At 68.5% G+C, this 17,414-nt stretch carries 13 protein-coding genes and 3 pseudogenes; 6 read left to right on the top strand and 10 right to left on the bottom strand.

Annotated elements, in window-relative coordinates:
- Positions 1 to 383 precede the first annotated feature (383 nt).
- The 3 genes from OG714_RS01590 to OG714_RS01580 form a co-directional block, all read right to left on the bottom strand.
- Positions 384 to 1,298 carry a carbohydrate ABC transporter permease gene (locus tag OG714_RS01590; protein ID WP_406117968.1) on the bottom strand — a complete coding sequence of 305 codons (915 nt, stop codon included), beginning with the start codon at positions 1,296 to 1,298 and terminating at the stop codon, positions 384 to 386.
- Positions 1,298 to 2,143 carry a carbohydrate ABC transporter permease gene (locus OG714_RS01585; protein ID WP_406131688.1) on the bottom strand — a complete coding sequence of 282 codons (846 nt, stop codon included), beginning with the start codon at positions 2,141 to 2,143 and terminating at the stop codon, positions 1,298 to 1,300. Before OG714_RS01585 ends, OG714_RS01590 begins: the two co-directional genes overlap by 1 nt.
- Before the next feature lie 62 nt (positions 2,144 to 2,205).
- Positions 2,206 to 3,525, bottom strand: a complete 1,320-nt coding sequence (locus tag OG714_RS01580; protein WP_406117966.1) for an ABC transporter substrate-binding protein — start codon at positions 3,523 to 3,525, stop codon at positions 2,206 to 2,208.
- Positions 3,526 to 3,761: 236 nt separating this feature from the next.
- On the opposite strand from OG714_RS01580, the gene OG714_RS01575 reads away from it, so the two are divergent.
- Together OG714_RS01575 and OG714_RS01570 are read left to right on the top strand one after the other, a co-directional pair.
- Positions 3,762 to 4,799 carry a LacI family DNA-binding transcriptional regulator gene (locus OG714_RS01575; RefSeq protein WP_406117965.1) on the top strand — a complete coding sequence of 346 codons (1,038 nt, stop codon included), beginning with the start codon at positions 3,762 to 3,764 and terminating at the stop codon, positions 4,797 to 4,799.
- 42 nt (positions 4,800 to 4,841) lie between these two features.
- The gene (locus OG714_RS01570) at positions 4,842 to 7,148 is read left to right on the top strand and encodes a glycoside hydrolase family 3 N-terminal domain-containing protein (protein ID WP_406117964.1); all 2,307 of its coding nucleotides are present in this window, start codon (positions 4,842 to 4,844) and stop codon (positions 7,146 to 7,148) included.
- A gap of 519 nt (positions 7,149 to 7,667) precedes the next feature.
- Here OG714_RS01570 and OG714_RS01565 read toward each other — a convergent pair.
- Positions 7,668 to 8,114: a YbhB/YbcL family Raf kinase inhibitor-like protein gene (locus OG714_RS01565; RefSeq protein WP_406117963.1), complete on the bottom strand. Its 447-nt coding sequence runs from the start codon at positions 8,112 to 8,114 to the stop codon at positions 7,668 to 7,670.
- Between the two features lie 33 nt (positions 8,115 to 8,147).
- Between OG714_RS01565 and OG714_RS01560 the strand changes: the two are divergent.
- Positions 8,148 to 8,755 (top strand): annotated as a pseudogene (locus tag OG714_RS01560) (DUF4158 domain-containing protein); the annotation flags it as partial.
- Positions 8,733 to 8,957: a Tn3 family transposase gene (locus tag OG714_RS01555; protein WP_406117962.1), complete on the top strand. Its 225-nt coding sequence runs from the start codon at positions 8,733 to 8,735 to the stop codon at positions 8,955 to 8,957. The pseudogene OG714_RS01560 and the gene OG714_RS01555, both read left to right, overlap by 23 nt.
- Positions 8,958 to 9,019: 62 nt before the next feature.
- Here the strand turns inward: OG714_RS01555 and OG714_RS01550 are convergent.
- The 3 genes and pseudogenes from OG714_RS01550 to OG714_RS01540 all read right to left on the bottom strand — a co-directional run.
- Positions 9,020 to 9,169: pseudogene (locus tag OG714_RS01550) on the bottom strand (ATP-binding protein); the annotation flags it as partial.
- An 87-nt stretch (positions 9,170 to 9,256) separates the two neighbouring features.
- Positions 9,257 to 11,173 carry a PAS domain S-box protein gene (locus tag OG714_RS01545; protein ID WP_406117960.1) on the bottom strand — a complete coding sequence of 639 codons (1,917 nt, stop codon included), beginning with the start codon at positions 11,171 to 11,173 and terminating at the stop codon, positions 9,257 to 9,259.
- 226 nt (positions 11,174 to 11,399) lie between these two features.
- Positions 11,400 to 11,662 (bottom strand): annotated as a pseudogene (locus OG714_RS01540) (transposase); the annotation flags it as partial.
- 227 nt (positions 11,663 to 11,889) lie between these two features.
- Between OG714_RS01540 and OG714_RS01535 the strand changes: the two are divergent.
- The gene (locus OG714_RS01535) at positions 11,890 to 12,462 is read left to right on the top strand and encodes a Uma2 family endonuclease (protein ID WP_406117958.1); all 573 of its coding nucleotides are present in this window, start codon (positions 11,890 to 11,892) and stop codon (positions 12,460 to 12,462) included.
- Positions 12,463 to 12,964: 502 nt separating this feature from the next.
- Here the strand turns inward: OG714_RS01535 and OG714_RS01530 are convergent.
- From OG714_RS01530 to OG714_RS01520, 3 genes are all read right to left on the bottom strand, one after another.
- Positions 12,965 to 14,224: a cutinase family protein gene (locus OG714_RS01530; RefSeq protein WP_406117956.1), complete on the bottom strand. Its 1,260-nt coding sequence runs from the start codon at positions 14,222 to 14,224 to the stop codon at positions 12,965 to 12,967.
- Positions 14,225 to 14,505: 281 nt separating this feature from the next.
- Positions 14,506 to 14,733 carry a helicase associated domain-containing protein gene (locus tag OG714_RS01525; RefSeq protein WP_406117954.1) on the bottom strand — a complete coding sequence of 76 codons (228 nt, stop codon included), beginning with the start codon at positions 14,731 to 14,733 and terminating at the stop codon, positions 14,506 to 14,508.
- 89 nt (positions 14,734 to 14,822) lie between these two features.
- On the bottom strand, positions 14,823 to 15,800 hold the full coding sequence (locus OG714_RS01520; RefSeq protein WP_406117952.1) for an ArsR family transcriptional regulator: 978 nt from the start codon (positions 15,798 to 15,800) through the stop codon (positions 14,823 to 14,825).
- A gap of 88 nt (positions 15,801 to 15,888) precedes the next feature.
- On the opposite strand from OG714_RS01520, the gene OG714_RS01515 reads away from it, so the two are divergent.
- Positions 15,889 to 17,148 (top strand): MFS transporter, encoded by a 1,260-nt coding sequence (locus tag OG714_RS01515; RefSeq protein WP_406117950.1) that lies wholly within the window; start codon positions 15,889 to 15,891, stop codon positions 17,146 to 17,148.
- Positions 17,149 to 17,414: the final 266 nt, after the last annotated feature.

Below are 17,414 nucleotides of genomic sequence, written 5' to 3'. Positions count from 1 at the left end.
CCGTACACTGCACAGACCGGGAGGGGCGGGAGGGCGGCATGGAGTTGGCGGCAGCTGTCACATACCAAACTGTCCAGGACCAGCAGCCCCTACATCGGGCTCAGACGCCTCCTTGAGGAATACGCGCGCGACCTCGCCTCACGTATCGACGCGACCGACCTTGGCTAGCCATCCCTGAACGCCAGGAAAGCCCGTTGGCCAGAGGCTCAGGGCAGCCCTGACCGCCGCGAGTCCTCTGAGTCGACGATATTCGTCGGGCCATCCGGGGCGGAGGCTGTCCCTTCTTCCACGACAGGGAGGTGCACTGAACGTCTTGCTGTCCCCTGTCCCCTGTCCCGGGTCGGGCGGAGCCGAGTCACTCCGCGTTGTCGGCCTGTTGCCGCTCATTTGCCGAAGCCGGCGGTGAGTCCGCCGATGAGCTGGCGGCGGCCCAGGACGTAGAGCACGAGGATGGGCAGCGTGGAGAGGACCACTGCGGCCAGGATCGCCGGGACGTTGATGGTGAACTCGCCCTGGAAGCTCCACACGAACAGGGGCAGTGTCCTCTTGTCCGGGCTCTGGGTGAGGATCAGCGGGAAGAGGAAGCCGTTCCAGACGTTCAGGGCGTCGTAGATGACGACCGTGATCAGAGCGGGGCGGGACAGGGGAAGTGCGAGGCTCCACAGCATGCGCCAGTGGCCGGCGCCGTCGGCGCGCATCGACTCGTACAGTTCGTCGGGGATGTCGCGCAGGAAGTTGACCAGGATGATCACGGTCAGCGGGATCGCGAACGCCGCCGACGGGAGCACGATCGCGCCCAGGGTGTCGTACATCTGCGCCTTGGCGATCAGGTAGTAGACCGGGATGATCGTCGCCTGCAGCGGGATGGCGAGGCCCAGCAGGAAGACGCTGAACGCCCAGCGCAGGGCCCGGCTGGTGCCGCGCACGATCGCGTAGGCCGCCAGGAGGGAGACGACGACGGTCAGTAGCGTCGCGCCGACCGTGACCAGTGTGCTGTTGAGGAGGTAGTGCGTGAAGCCGTTGTCGAGGACCTGACGGTAGTTGTCCAGGGTGGGGTGTGAGGGGACGGAGAGCGGGTTGGCATCGAAGAAGCCCTCGCGGGTGCGCAGGCTGGTGACGAGGACCCAGTAGACCGGCACGAGGACGATCACCAGCCAGAGCAGTCCGCCCACTGCACCGAGCGGGTTGGCGCGGCGCAGGCCGGTGAGGGGGTTGCGCCGCGTGTGTGCCGGCGGCGGTTCGTCCTGGGGCGGTGTGCCGGGGGACGGGGTGGAGGGGGCTTGGGAGAGCACGGACATCACATACCTGCCTGCTGGCTGCGCATCCGGTTGAAACCGGAGAACCGGGTGAGGGCGAGGGAGACGACGAGTCCTGCCACGACGAGCACCACGGAGATGGCGCTGGCGAGGCCCATCTCGTTGCTCTGGAAGCCCGTGATGTACATGTCGAGCGGCAGGATGCGGGTGGCATAGCCGGGGCCGCCGCCGGTGAGGACGAAGACCAGGTCGAAGTAGGTGAGCGAGCCGACGACCATCAGCGTCGAGGACGTGACGATGGTGTAGCGCATCTGGGGCAGGGTGATGTGCCAGAACTGGGCGAGGCGGCCCGCGCCGTCGATCGACGCGGCCTCGTAGAGCGAGGCGGGGATCTGCCGGGCTCCGGCTTGGTAGAGCAGGGTGTGGAAGGGCACGAACTGCCAGGTGATGACGAACACCACCGCGTAGAAGGCCAGTTGGGGGTCGCCGAGCCAGTCCTGGCCGAGGACGGGCAGGTTCAGGGCCGCGCCGAGGCCGAAGTTGGGGTCGAGGAGGTTCTTGAAGATGACGGCGATCGCGGCCGTGGAGATCAGCAGCGGGACGAAGTAGAAGACGGCGAACAGGGCGCGGTAGCGCTGTTTTCCGGCGACGAAGACGCCCAGCAGGAGACTGATCGGGGTCTGCACGATCCAGGAGAACACCATCATCTTGACGGTGAGCCACAGGGCGTGCCGGGTGACCTCACTGGTCAGTGCCTCGCGCCAGTTGTCTGCTCCTGCCCACGCGGGGCTGCCCAGACCGTCCCAGCGGGTGAAGCTCAGGTAGATCACGATCGCCATCGGCACGAGGGCGAACAGGGCGAACAGCAGCAGGGCGGGCAGGGCCATGAGGAACGGCGGGCCGCCGGCACCGGAACGCGCCGACGGGGCCTTGGCGGCGGTGGAGGCGCTCACCCCTGCGCCGCCTTGTCCATCTGGGCGCAGAACTGCTGCGGGCTGATCTCGCCGAGGAAGAGCTGGTCGAGGTGGGTGAGCAGGTCGTTGCCGAGCTCGGGGGTGAGCGCCTGGTCCCAGGAGAGCTGGAAGCTCTTGGCGTCGCGGGCGAGGCCGTAGACGTACGTCGTCCAGTCCGCGTTGTCGGTGGTCTTGAGCTTGGCGTCGAGGTCCTTCACCGGCGGGACGTCGCCGTTCTTGAGGAGGCTGTCGATGTAGGTGTCGTTGTAGACGCCGTCCTTGAGGTAGGCCACCGCGGTCTTCTTCTCCTTGGCGCTGGCCTGCGCCGACACCGAGAAGAAGTTGGCCGTGTTGCCGACGATGTTGCTCGCGTCGCCCTTGCCGCCGGAGACGGCCGGGAAGCCGGACCAGCCGAGGTTGCCGGCTGAGACGAACTTCGGCGAGCCGGTCGCCATCGTGCCGTAGGCCCAGCTGCCCTGGAGGATCATCGCGGCCTTGCCGGTGTAGAGCTGGGCCTCGGCCTGGCCGGTGTCGGCGGAGACGGAGGTGAAGCCCTTGGCGAAGCCGCCGGCGTCCACGAGCTGCTTGATCATCTCCGCGGCCCTGAGGACGGCCGGGTCCGACCAGGCGCCCTTCTTGCCGGCGGCGATGTTCGCGAAGGTCTCGGGTCCGCCGACGCGGTCGACGAGGTACTCCAGCCACATCAGGTCGGGCCACTTGGAGGCGCCGCCCATGGAGATCGGCGCGATGCCCTTCGCCTTGAACTTCTTCACCAGGGCGAGAAGGTCGTCCCAGGTCTTCGGCGGCTCGGCGCCCACCTTCTCGAACAGCTGCTTGTTGAAGTACAGGACCACGGGCTGTACGCCGTTGACCGGGACGCCGTAGGTCTTGCCGTCGAAGGTGGTGGACTTCAGCACCGAGGGGAAGATGCGGTTCTTCCACTCGGGGTCGGCGTTCAGATCGGCGGTGAGGTCGGCGACCTTGCCCGCGTCCACATAGGTCTTCAGGCCGCCGCCGCCCCAGTTCTCGAACAGGACCGGCCCGTTTCCGGCGCCCACGGCGGTGCGCAGCTTCTGCTTGTAGGGGTCGTTCTGGAAGTACTGGTAGTTGATCTTGCTGTTGAGGTGCTCCTTGTTCCACTCCGTGGCGGAGGCCCGGAAGGTCGCTTCGGAGCCCTGGGTCAGTGCCCAGGCCAGCGCGCCGTCACCGGAGCTGCCGCCGGCGGTCCGGCCGCTGCTGCCGCAGGCGGTGAGGGTCAGGGCCAGGACCGCCGCCGAGGCGGTGATCAGGACGCGGGAGGGGATTCTCGCGGGCATGGGGAGCTCCTTCGGCTCTTCAGAGGTCCGAACGCGCCGGACGGCTCGTAGGGCTCGCCAGCAGCGCGATACGCGGCTCGAAACTTTTCGAAACCTCTGCGTTTTCTGGCCGATAAATTAGGGGCCGGTTTGTGGCAGGTCAAGATGCCGGACGAAATAAATTTCTGCTCCAGGCCTGCTCTGGACCGCTCCGAAACCTTGCGCTACCTTCGCCGTAAACCTTCGAAAGGACCAGCATGGCGAAGAGAGCCGTCGAGCGGACGACCTTGACCGGCATCGCCGAGGCAGCCGGGGTCTCGGTGGCCACCGTGTCGAAGGTGGTCAACGGCCGCAGTGACGTCTCGCCCGAGACCCGGGCACGCGTCGAGCAGTTGTTGGTCGAACGCGACTACGTGGCCCGTGGCCCGGGCGGCGCGCAGTCGCCAGTACGGGCCATCGATCTGACCTTCGACCAGCTGGTCAACCCCAACAACCTGGTGATCACCCAGGGAGTGACGCAGGCCGCGGCCGAGGTCGGCGTCGACGTCGTCATCGGCACGGCGCCCGACGACCCCCTGGGCGCCGCCTGGGCCCGGAAAGTCATCAACGCGGGGCGGGAGGGAGTCATCCTGGTGACGTCCGAGGTGACCGCCCGCCAGCGAGCGCAGTTCGCGCAGCACGGCATCCCGCTGGTGCTGATCGACCCGATGAACGTGCCCGACGACTCCGTGCCCAGCATCGGCGCGACGAACTTCAGCGGCGGCATGGCCGCGACCGAACACCTGCTGAAACTCGGCCACCGCCGGATCGCGATGATCGAGGGACGGCATGACGCCGTGTGCAACACCGCCCGCCTGCACGGCTACCAGGCCGCGCTCAGCGGTGCCGGCCTCACCCCCGATCCCCTCCTCATCAAGCGGGGAGCCTTCCGGTTCGAACCCGCCTACCAGGCCGCCCAGGAGCTCTTCGCCCTCGACGAGCCGCCCACGGCCGTCTTCGCCGGCAATGACCTGGAGGCGTTCGGTGTCATCGAGGCCGCCCGGATCCAGGGACTGCGCGTGCCGGAGGACGTCAGCGTCGTCGGCTTCGACGACACCGCCGCCGCCAGCACCTCGGCCCCGCCCCTGACCACCGTCCGGCAGCCTTTCGCCGAGATCGGCCGCGCCGCACTGCGCACCCTGCTTCGGCTCGCCGCGGGCGAACCCCTGGACAGCCACCGGGTGGAACTGGCCACCCAGCTCGTCGTCCGGTCCTCCACCGCACCACCACCCACCCCTTCTCCTTCTTCTTCCTGAATCACACGCGCCGTCCTGCGCCACCACCCCGAGGAATGCACCATGACCACACCTTGGGCCGATCCGGCCTGCCCCCGTACCGACAGGGTCGAGGCCCTGCTCGCGGAGATGACCCTGGAGGAGAAGCTGGCCCAGCTCGGCAGCGCCTGGCCCGGCGTCGAGCGCGTCAGCGGCAACGTGGCCCCGATGCAGGACGTGTTCGCCCGCCACACCGACTTCGAACAGGCCAGCAAGGACGGCCTGGGCCACATCACCCGCCCGTTCGGCACCAAGCCGGTCGATCCCGCCGAAGGAACGCGTAAACTCGCCGCCCTCCAGCGCGAGTTGATGGAGAGCACCCGGCTCGGCATCCCCGCCATCGCCCACGAGGAATGCCTGACCGGCTTCACCGCCTACCACGCGAGCGTCTTCCCCACCCCCCTCGCCTGGGCCGCCGCCTTCAACCCCGACCTCGTCGAACGCATGGCCCACGCCATCGGCACGAGCATGCGCCAGGTCGGCGTCCACCAGGGCCTCTCACCCGTCCTGGACGTCGTACGCGACTACCGCTGGGGCCGGGTCGAGGAGACCCTCGGCGAGGACCCGTACCTGGTCGCCACCAGCGGCGCCGCCTATGTACGCGGCCTGGAGAGTGCGGGGATCGTCGCCACGCTCAAGCACTTCGCCGGGTACTCGGCCTCCAAGGCCGCCCGTAACCACGCCCCCGTCTCCATGGGACCCCGCGAGTTCGCCGACGTCATCCTGCCGCCGTTCGAGACGGCGATACGCGAGGGCGGTGCCCGCTCTGTGATGAACTCCTACGCCGACGTCGACGGCATGCCCGCCGGCGCCGACGCCGGGCTCCTGACCCGACTCCTGCGCGAGGACTGGCAATTCGAGGGCACGGTCGTCTCCGACTACTGGTCCGTCGCGTTCCTGCGCACCATGCACCGCATCGCCGCCGACTACGGCGAGGCCGGCGCCCGCGCCCTCGCGGCGGGCATCGACGTCGAACTGCCCGACACCCTCTGCTACGGCGAACCACTCGCCGAACTCGTCCGCGCGGGAACCGTCTCCGAGGACCTGGTCGACCGGGCCGTACGCCGCGTCCTGCACCAGAAGGCCGAACTCGGGCTTCTCGACGCCGACTTCACCCCGGAGATCGACATCGAGGGACCGATCGACCTCGACCCGCCCGCGCACCGCGCCCTGGCCCGCGAACTCGCCGAGCAGAGCATCATCCTGCTCGACAACCGCGAGGGCCTCCTGCCGCTCGCCGCGGACACGGCGTCCATCGCCCTGGTCGGCCCCTGCGCCGACGACGCCAACGCGTTCTTCGGCTGCTACTCCTTCCCCAACCACGTCCTGCCCCACCACCCCGGCCACGACAAGGGCATCGAGACGCTCTCCCTGCTCGACGCCCTGGCAACGGAACTGCCCCGCGCCCTGATCCGCTACGAGCAGGGCTGCCCCGTCAAGGACACCGACCGTGACGGCTTCGCCGCGGCGGTGGAAGCAGCCCGGCAGGCGCAGGTGTGCGTCGCCGTCGTCGGTGACCGCGCCGGCCTCTTCGGCCTCGGCACCTCGGGCGAGGGCTGCGACGCCGAGGACCTTTCGCTGCCGGGGGTTCAGGGCGAACTGGTGGAGGCCCTGCTCGCCACCGGCACCCCGGTCGTGCTTCTCGTCGTCTCCGGCCGCCCGTACGCGCTCGGCGCCTACGCCGACCGTGCGGCCGCCGTCGTCCAGGCGTTCTTCCCCGGTGAGGAGGGCGGCCCCGCCCTGGCCGGAGTGTTCTCCGGGCGGACCACGCCTTCGGGGAAACTGCCCGTCCAGATACCGCGCACCCCGGGCGGCCAGCCCGGCACCTACCTGCACGCCCCGCTCGGCGGGAACACCGAGGGCGTCAGCAACCTCGACCCCACCCCGGCCTACCCCTTCGGACACGGGCTGTCGTACACGACGTTCGCCTACGACGGGTTCGAGCTGAGCGCCCAGGAGATCCGCACGGACGGCGAGGCCGAGATCAGCTGCCTGGTCCGCAACACGGGGGAAGTCCCCGGCTCCGAGGTGGTCCAGCTCTACACGGCCGATCCCATCGCCCAGCTCCCGCGCCCAGTCACCCAGTTGACCGGCTTCGCGCGCGTCCGGCTGGCCCCCGGTGAACAACGCAGGGTCACCTTCCGCCTGCACACCGACCGCCTCGCCTACACCGGACCCGACCTGCACCGCATCGTCGAACCCGGCGAGATCACCGTCATGATCGGAGCATCCAGCACCGACATCCGTCTCACCGGCACCATCCACCTGACCGGACCGGTCCGCGAGGCCGGCCACGACCGGGTGCTGAACACGCCGGCCGATGTCCACTGAGCGCAGCGGCTCCGGCGGGGGTGACTTCCGGTATCAGCCGTAGGAATCCTTCGGAGGGCACCTGTGCTCGCAGCCAGGACCGCGACCGCCGTGTACTGCGCTCGCGCCCGGCTCTGACGGCCGGCGTGGTACGGCAGGTGTCCGAGCGTGAGAGCACCGCGATCTCCGTCACCGATCCACGTGCGCGGGCTGGTGGTGTACCTGCAGTCGAACGACCGCGACACACTCCTGGTGGCGGCAGCAGCCGACCTCGCGGCCGGCCGAAGCGGACAGGCGGCAGTCTGCGAACCAGCTGCGCCAGCGGCGCACGGTGTCCAGGTGCATCCCGTCTTCCGGGCGATACGCGCATGGGAGCGCACCCGGGCCGCATGCAACACGTTCATGATGGTTCGGCCGGGAATGGTGCGGGGTCCGCGGCCGTGTGGCTGCGGACCCCCGACGGGTCGTTGAGGGGGCGGTGTCAGCCTTCGCCGCCCCGGGGCGTGATCAAGGCGCGGGCGATGGTGTGCTGGAGGATGCTCAAGTACAGCAGGGTGGGGGTGGATCGTCGGTGACTCCGAGGTCCTTGACGGAGGGTACGTCGAGGGCGTTGACGGCGATGAAGTAGCGGTGCTTACCGGTGCCCGGCGGGGGCATGGTGCCGGCATAGAAGGCCAGGCGGGCGTCGTCGGGGACCTGGAACGCACCGTCCGGCAGGCCCTGGCCGCCGGGCGCGCCCGCGCCGGTGGCCAGCTCGGTGACCCCGGCGGAGATGTCGGCCAGGGCCCAGTGCCAGAAACCGGCAGAGACGGGGGCGTCGGCGTCGTACATGGTGACCACGAAGCTCTTGGTGGCCTCGGGGAAGCCGGTCCAGTACAGCTGGGGTGAGACGTCGGCGGCGGTGGGGATGCCGGTGCGGGCGGAGTGCTGCGGCGGGGCCAGCGGCTCGCCGTCCTTGACGTCGGTGCTGGTGACGGTGAGATTCACGGCCGCTCGTGGCCGGGTGGTTACGTCCGCCGCCTGCCGGTGGAATTTTTGACTGACGAGCAGGCCGAGGCGTGCGGGGGAAGTTCGCCGAGGAGCCGACGAAGCCCGAACGGGAACGCTTCTTCTTCCTAGATGACGTGGACCGGGCTCTGATCGCGCTGCGGCGTACGCAGCATCACCAAGTCGGGTTCGCGCTCCAGATGTGCACGGTTCGGTATGTGGGCCTGTTCCTGGGCGAGGATCCGCGGGACGTGCCGTGGCCGGTGGTGCAACACCTGGCCGAGCAGTTGGGGATCGAGGACGCGTCGTGTGTGAAGCGGTACACGGACCGGCGTCAGACGGTATATGACCACGCGTGGGAGATACGGAAGTCTTACGGCTATCACCTGTACGAGGACCATGATCAGGGCCCGAAGTTCCGCGCGTTCCTGCACGGACGGGCGTGGACGGCGCATGCTGAGGGGCCGAAGGCTTTGTTCGATCATTCGGTGGGCTGGCTGCGCCGGAACCGGGTACTGCTGCCCGGGGTGAGTGTGCTGGCCCGGGAGGTCGCGGAGGTTCGCCGGATTGCGGAGCAGCGGCTGCACGCCACGGTCGCCAAGGAGGTCCGGCGGGCGGATGCGGCGCTGCCCGGGGACTTGCGTCGAGGCGCTCACCCGCTCCCGGCTGGTCCACGTCGACCAGTACTACCTGCGTAGCGACACCATCGCCGCGGCGAACGCCGCCCTCATCGAGGCCCAGGCGCAGGTGCCGATCGTGAAGTTCTGGGGCCAGGGGCTGCGGCCCCTGCGTGACCCGGACACAGTCGACCTCGATGACGATGATGACGGCGCGGAGGACTGAGACGCGTCAGGGGCCGACAGACGGCAGAGGCCGCTGCTACGGCGGCTTTTCAGGGCGCGCAGTCAACTCGCGCCAGCTGCTTCGGCGCGGGTGACAGCCAGACGGTAGGAGTCGGTGCCGGTCTCGATGATGTTGCCACCGAACGTCAACCGGTCCACGATCGCTGCACAGAGCCTCGGATCCGTGAAGGGTTTGGTCCACCCTCCAAAGGACGGCGACGGGCGCTCACTTCGCCGGATTCGGCGTGCGACAGAGCAGCTCCGAAGGGATAGGGGGAGCTGCCTGGGGCAGGGGAGTGGTTATTCCGGGGGGCCGCTCGCGTCTCCTGACGTGCTCTCGCCCTGGCGGTGAGGAGAGCTGGGCAGGGGGAGCGAGAACCACACGGCTTTGCCTTCCTCGGCGAGCAGGGTGCCCCAGGTGGAGGCCAGTTGGTCGAGGAGGGCCAGTCCGCGGCCCGATTCCTCGTCGGGGCCCGCGGTCCGGGCGCGGGGCAGGACGGGGCTGCCGTCGCAGACTTCGATGTGGAGTTCGTCCCGGGTGCGTCGCAGGCGCAGCCGCAGGGGGTCGCAGGCGTGGCGCACCGAGTTGGACAATAGTTCGGAGGCCAGTAGGCATGCCGTGTCGGTGAGGGTCTCGCAGTGCCAGTCCTGCAGGGTGCGGCGCAGGAATTGGCGTCCTTCCCGCACACTGATGGGCTGTGCCGGAAGGAGCGCGGACACGGCGGTCACCGGAGCGGGCGGGATACGGGCCAGGAGCAGGGTCACGTCGTCGCTGTAGTCCTGGGGGTCGGGCAGCAGGGTGGTGAGAACGCAGTCGGCTGCCCGCTCCAGGCACGGAGTGTCGGCAATGGCTTTTTCCAGGGCGATGGCGAGGGCGTCGATCTGCAACTCGATGTCACTGGTGGGGGTTTCCACCAGGCCGTCGGTGTAGAGGGCCAGAACCGAGCCCGGCGGCACGGTAAGTCGGGTCTCCTGGTGGGGTACGTCGCCGACGCCGAGCGGCACACTGACATCGACCGGGAGCCTGCGCACCTGTCCGGTGGGATCCACCACCAGCACCGGCAGATGACCGGCCGAGCACAGGGTCAGGGCGCTCTCGTCGGGGTCCAGGACCAGGTAACAGCAGGTGACGAGCTGGTCGGGCAGTTCGCTGACGACCGCGTCCAGGGCCCGCATCAGCTGCCAGGGCGGCATGCCGGTCTTGGCCAGGGCATGAGAGGCCGAGCGGAGCTGGCCCATGACGGCGGCGGCCTCCAGGCCGCGGCCCATGACGTCCCCGATCAGGACGCCCATGCGGCCGCCGCCGAGCGCGATCAGGTCGAACCAGTCCCCGCCCACGCCGGGTCCCTGGCGTGCGGGGAAGTAGCGGCTGGAGGTGTCCATGCCGGGCAGTGGGGCAGGTGAGCCCATCAGGCTGCGCTGCAGGGTCAGGGCGACATGGCGCTGCTGTTCGTAGAGTTCGGCGAGCTGGACCTCGGCCTTCTTGCGTTCGGTGACATCGCGGATGGCGGCGGAGACCAGAGTGCCGTCCGGGGTCTCCAGAGGGCTGAGGCTGATCTCGACCGGGAACTCGCCTCCGTCGCGGCGCAGCCCGTACAGCTCCAGTCCGGCGCCCATGGGACGCACCCGTCGGTTGTCGACATAGCCGTGCCGGTGGGCGGGGTGGTGATGGTGGAACCGCTGGGGGACCAGGATCTCCACCTGCTGTCCCAGGAGTTCTTCGCGCCGGTAGCCGAACAGGGCCTCGGTCTGTGCGTTGACCAGCTGGATGGTACCGGTGTCGTCCACGATGACGATGGCGTCGGGGGCGGCTTCCAGCAGGGCGCGGAAGCGCGCTTCGGCGGCCTTGCGTTCGCTGACGTCCCGTACGGCGGCGGAGATCAGCAGTCCGTCGGGGGTCTGGAGCGGGCTGATGCTGATCTCGACAGGGAACTCGGCTCCGTCGCGGCGCAGCCCGTACAGGTCCAGGTTGGCGCCCATCGGACGGACCTGCTGGTTGGCGGAGTAGCCCAGTCGGTGACCGGGGTGCTGAGCGCGGAAGCGTTCCGGGACCAGCATCTCGATGGGGTGGCCGAGCAGTTCGTTGCGGGGATGGCCGAACAGGGCTTCGGTCTGGGCGTTGACCAGGCGGATGATGCCGGTGTCGTCCACGATGACCATCGCGTCGGGAGCGGCCTCCAGCAGGGCGCGAAACGGTTCCTCAGCCACAGGGATCATGTTGGGGTGCCTCTCGAGCCTGCCTGGTTCCATGGCATATCTCAGCATTGACTGCACCGAGGGCAGGCGCCTTGTGGCGAAGTGTCCTTTCATGACATTTCCCGGCCGGAACGGACGCGGTTTCTGGGGCGCGGAAGTGCGGACATCGGAGGTTGGTGCTGATGCGCCCTTGTGCCTTGGCGTCTCGCGATGGTCGTCGTGTTGTCAGGGTTCGAGAATGGTTCTTCGAGCGCAGCTTGTTCAGCAGCAGCTGGTGGAGCTGGTCCCAGACGCCGGCCTCGTTCCACGCGGCCAGGCGCCGCCAGCACGTCATCCCCGATCGAAGCCCAGCTCCTGCGGCAGGTACTCCCACTGGATGCCGGTATGCAGCACGAACAAGATCCCGCACAACGCCTGCCGGTCCAGAATCCGCGGTCGGCCCTCCGTCAGCTTCGGACCCGGCTCCGGTAGCAACGGCTCGATCAGCGACCACAGTTCGTCCGACACGATCCACGGCCGCGACTCCCTCTTTCCCACGACAACACCAACGCGCAACCAGACCGACAGTTACATGATCAACAGCTTCTGTTGGGACCTCTACGGGGCCAGGTCGACGGCGGACTCGTGGGAGTTCGGTGGGTGGCTTCGTCTACTAGGCTGTGAGGGATCGCGTGGCCCGTGTCCGTGTTCCGGGATCAAGGCCCCTTGACCACTTTCAAAGGCGCTTGGAGGCAGCTGTGACAGCCGGACTTCCTGACTGGATGATCCCGCCCAGGCCGAGTGGCTGGGAGGCGGAGGATCTTGATCATCTTCCGCAGGCGCCGCGGCATACCGAACTCATCGACGGAGCGTTGATCTTCATGATGTCGCCGCAGAGGTCCTGGCACTCCCGGCTCGTGGAGAATCTGACGTTCGCTTTGCGGCAGGCGGCCCCTGCGGGCTTTGAGGCGGAGCGGGAGATGACGGTCCGTCTGGACAGGAAGAGCCGGCCCGAGCCTGACATCCTGGTCTCGACCGCCGCATATGATCCTGACCGCACCTGGTACGCGCCCGAGGATGTCGCTCTGGTTGTCGAGGTCGTTTCGGAGGAGTCGGCGGACCGTGACCGGTCTTTGAAACCCTTCAAGTATGGTCAGGCCAAGATCGTGCACTTCTGGCGCATCGAGGACGAGGCGGGTGCCCCTACTATCCACACGTACGAACTCGACGTCATGACCAGTACCTATGTGCCTACAGGCATCCACCGAGGTCGGTTGAAGGTGTCTGCACCCTTCCCCCTCGATATTGATCTCGACGCCCTCGTACCGTGACCGCGGGGCGGGGCGACCACCGGAGTGGGCTTTGTCCCGCTACCCCACCGCTGTCAGCTCTGCGGACCCGGGGGCGAAGAAGTACGGTCAGCTCGCGACCGCACATTCGGCGTCTGGGTCGCTGCGGAGTGGTCGTCTTCACGCGCGGGGGCCGGGTGGAGACGGGGTGGCTCGGGGCGTATGCGCCGATGCTCCTGAGGTGACCACCCGGTAGTGGGCGTGACGCGGGCGCAAGGCAGCACAAGTGGCGACCTCGCCCTCGGCGGCGGCCACTGCGCCGCTCACCTTGCCTGTGACCATGTCGTCGGTGTGCTGGCGCAGTGGAGGGCGGGTGGTGGTGCCGGGGATGGGGGGTGTCGGCCTCGGGATCGGCGCAGAGGGCGAGTCTACGGTCCATGTGCCGAGCTGCCCTTTGCGGCGTTCGACGCGTTGGTCCTCGCCGCACACCGCGCTGGTCCCCGCCGCACACTGTGGCGGGGACCAGCGGTTACCGGTACACGACTCAGTGGCACTCCGGCACGCCGGGCATCCAGGCTGGCCCGGACAGGAAGATGTTGCTGATCCAGCCCTGTTGCTGTGGCAGATATGACCAGGCGTCGTTGGTGATGCCGCCGTAGGTCACCGACTGCCCGTGCTTCTGGCACCGCACATACACGGTGGTCGGCGCCGGGATCACGGTGACGATGCCGGACTCAGTTGTCGGCTCGGCACGGACATTGACGTTGGTGGCCCACACGTGCTCGGGGGTGTCCGGCGGCGGATGCACCACGTTGCGCTGTGCCACCGCCGCGCTGACCGCCCGGTCGGCCACCCGGGCTGCCACGGCCGTGGCCTTCGTCTTGTCCTCGGGGCTCTGGTCCAGGCCGTTGTTGCGGTACATGACGTGCGGGGCGTTGCTCCCGATCGCGCTGTCGCCGAAGTCTCCCGCCCAGCGGTCCAGCCACTCGTCGGAACCCGGATATGCCTGCTCGTTGCAGACCGCGTCGTCGGTCCGGCACACGTCGAAGTACCGTCCGTCGCCGAGGAACCCCGCGAACACGTCGGGCACGGCCAGACGCTGCATCAGCCCCCCGCGCGCCACCTCGGCCGCGCCGTCCGAGTAGTCGGGGTTGAGGGTGAGCATCTGCCCGTTCTGCCCCATCCCGATCTGGCCGTTGTAGCGTGAGGCGTCACCGATGTTGACAATGGCGCCGACCTCGTCGGAATTGGTTTTGTTCCCCTTCACTGCGCCCTGCGCGATGGCGTTTTTGATCACCTGGGCGCCCTGCGAGTAGCCGAGCAGGATCAGTGTCGGGCGGTTCGGGCAGGAGGCGTAGAAGGCAATCTCCTCGACGAGTTTGTCCCGGCCTTTGCCCATGGACGTCCAGTAGTCGTCAGGGCCGTAAAGCCAGGGCCAGTCCACCGCGGACGCCGGGTAGTACAGATTCCGCACGGCGATGTCGCCGTCTGCGACACCGGCCCTGGACAGTGAGTTTTTCAGGGCCGTGATGTAGGTGCTGTTGACGCCCACGGTGCCGTTGGGGTGCCCGTCGTCCGTGCTCTCGCCTGTCCCGTACGCGGAAAGGATCACCCACGGTTTGGCGCAGTCCGCGGGCGCCTGCGGCGGATTGGGGCCAGGGTAGTCCGCGTGTGCCGCCGGCGCGCTGCCCAGGTTCATGGCCAGCGCGGAGGCGGACAGAAGGGCCAGGACGAGCGCCCACAGACGCCGTCTGCCCCCTCCGTCCCGTCTGCTGTTTCGGTCTATATCCGCCTCGGTCGTCATGCATTCCCCCACAAAGCTATCGAATTTGCTTCACACCGTAGGTATCGCCCGTGGATACCAGCCACCCTTTCGAACACCATCGAAACGTCCTCCACAGCCTCCGCTCACACACGACTGTCGCTTCCATCAGCGGACCACTTGACCAGCGGGCCCTGCGGGGTGGCGGAAGTCCGCAGGGGAACGGGCATCAACTGCGCGCCCCGCACGACGACTGCAAGCGCGGCCAGGCCATGCTCACCAGTGCATGCCTAACTCGTCCAGCGCGGCGCGGCGTTCCGCGTTCAACCTGGTCGCGCGGTGTTGTCGGTCCAGGTGCCGAGCCTGACGACCGTCTCCTGGCCGCTATCGCAGGCTCCACCCACCTTGATCGTTTCGGTGTGTTTGCGGGGGACATGGAGGTGGCCTTCGCCGTCGTGGTACTGGCGGGCGGCGGTGAGGTGGGTGGCCCATCGCTCGTCCTGGCTGCGCCGCCCAGGTACTGCGGCCTGGCCCTGACCCTTGCAGGTCATAGGTATGAGCAGTGCAGAGGCACATGAGGCATGACGCCTGGGAGTCGGGCGAACCGTTGGTCGTAGAGCGGCTGTGCTGACCCGAGCCCTCAGCCCGAACCGGCGACCAGTGCCTCGCCGAGCGGGGTGCGCCGGTAGAGCACCGACCGTCCGGACCGGGCGCGGACGAGCAGGCCCGCGCCTCGCAGGATGGCGAGGTGGTCTCCTACCGCGCCGGGTGCCATGGCGAGGCTGCGGGCGAGGTGGCTGGTACTGGCCGGGGCGTCCAGCGCCAACAGCAACCGGGCTCGGGCCCGGCCGACCAGAGCAGTCAGCGCGTCCGGTTGGGGGATGGTCTCCTGTTCGCCCCACAGGGCGGCGGTGCCGCGGGCAGGATAGACCAGGGTCCTGGGCCACGGGTCTTCCAGGTGGGCGGCGATATGCCCGACGAAGACCGAAGGGATCAGCAGCAGCCCGTCGCCGGTGAGGCGGACTGTTCCGCCTCGGAAGAAGTCGACCTCGATACCGCCGACGCGCCAGGCGATGCTCGGGTGCAGGCTCTCGATGGTCGTGGCCCATCCGTGTTCGCCGATCACACCCACCCGGTGCACCACGTCGCGCTCACAGATCGCGCGCAGTTGTGGCCAGTCCGCGGCGAGCAGCTCGTGCCATGCCCGGTCCATCGCCTCGGCGATCCTGGAGACGGCGTCCGGCGAATCCAGGACCGCGCGTACGCGGGGATCGCGGGCGGACGGGCCGGTCGCGGTGGTCGCGACTTCGTGGCGGGCCGCTTCCAACGGTGTGGCCCGGATGATGGCCAGGTCGTCTGCCCAGGTCTGGTTGAGGCCGCGCGGAGGCGGGGCGACGAAGTTCGGTCCGCCTTGCGGGGTCTGGAGGGCGAGGGCGGCGTTCAGTTCGGTCTCGCGGCGAAGCCGTTCAAAGGCCGGCATGAGCCGGGCGGCCCAGGCTCGCGGCAGCGGCTGGCCCTGGCCGATGAGCGAGCGCAGCAGTAGGCAGAGGTCCAGCGCGGGCGACAGTGCGAAGCGGCTGCGCAGCAGGTCCTCGACGGAGACTTCGAAGCGCAGCACCCCGCCATGCTACCGCGGGACATTGTTCTGATTCGTCCAGCGACGAATCATTGGTGAGTGGCGTGGACGCAAGGCGAGGCTGCGCGTCATGACCCCAACCGCCGAGCCCGCGCAGGGCCACCACCGTGCCACCTACCGGGAGGTGCTGGCCGAGCCGCGATTCCGGCTGCTCTTCTCAACCCGCGCCGTCGCGATCACTGCGGACGCGCTGCGGATCACCACGTTCTCGGTTCTGGTCTTCTCGACCACCGGCTCCCCGCTGCTGAGCGCAGTGGCCTTCGGCATCGGCTTTCTCCCGCAGTTGTTCGGCTCACTGTTGCTGGGCTCGCTGGCCGACCGACTGCCGCCCCGCGCGCTCATTACCGGCGGCTACACCTTGGAGTGCGCCGCCGCCCTGGTGCTCGCCCTGGTGCGGATGCCGATCGCGGCAAGCCTCGGTGTCGTGGCGATGGTTTCTCTCGCCACACCGGTGTTTCACGGGGCATCGAGTCGGCTGGTCGTGCAGTCGTTGGAGGGCGACGCCTATGTGCTGGGCCGTTCACTGAACAACATCGCTGGCTCCGGCGCGCAATTGTTCGGCCTGGCGCTGGGAGGTGCGGTCGTCGCGGCACTCGGCCCACGCCGGGCGCTCGCGGTCAGCGCCGTCCTTTATCTCGGCTGCGCGTTTGCTATCCGCATCCGGCTACCCCGGCTGCAGCCGGGAGAGTTCGGCGGCACACCCGGCGGCGCTGGGGGCGATAGCGGGGCCGTCCGTGCAAGCCTCCATGGTGCAGGCCTGCTGCTGCGCCGACGCACAGTGCGACGACTGATGCTGGCCCAGTGGCTACCGCCCGCATTCGTAGCGGGCGCGGAAGGCCTCATCGTCGCCTACGTGGGAGAACGCCACTTCGCGCCCGGCTGGTACGCGGTGCTGATGGGCTGTCTGCCGGTGGGCATGCTTGTCGGTGACCTGCTGGTGGGTCGACTGCTACGGCCACGCGCCCGGGAGCGACTGGTAGTCCCGTTGATTGCGCTGGCGGGGCTGCCGCTGATCGGCTTTGCTGCCGAGCCCGGAGTGGGCGTCTCGTCCTGTCTGCTGCTGCTCTGTGGCTTCGGATTCGCCTACGGTCTCGGCCTGCAACGGCCGTTCCTGGACGCCCTGCCGCACGATGGCCAAGGCCAGGCCTTCGGCTTGCTCGGCTCCGGCAGCATGACGCTACAGGGCGTTGGGCCGGTCTGCTTGGGCTCGGTGGCCGCAAGTATGGGAACAGGCGGCGCAATCGCTCTGGCAGGAGGCGCGGTGGCGCTTACCGCCGGCTGGATTCTCACTTGGCACCCGTCCACCTCCCCGGTCCCCGTCCCGAACTAATCAACGGGATCAGAGAACGGCACCGAACAGCCGGCGCGTAGTTCTTCTGCGCAGTAACCGTCGCAGGTCGGGTCGGCCGCGAGCCGTCATGCACCCCACCTCCACTCCCACGTAACTTTTCCCTCTCGAAGATCACAGGTGGTTTTGATCTTCGTAGTGGGATGACGTCGCGACTGTCCGCTGGCCAACCTCCGCCTCACCCGCGCAGCCGGTAAGTCATACTGGGCTTGTGGGATGTCGGTGGCCGCAGCGGATGCGTGCTGGGG

It is taken from the genome of Streptomyces sp. NBC_00989, assembly GCF_045162655.1.
Classification (GTDB): Bacteria; Actinomycetota; Actinomycetes; order Streptomycetales; family Streptomycetaceae; genus Streptomyces.
Note: the sequence above shows the minus strand (reverse complement) of the source record. Positions and strands in the feature narration are given on the sequence as shown.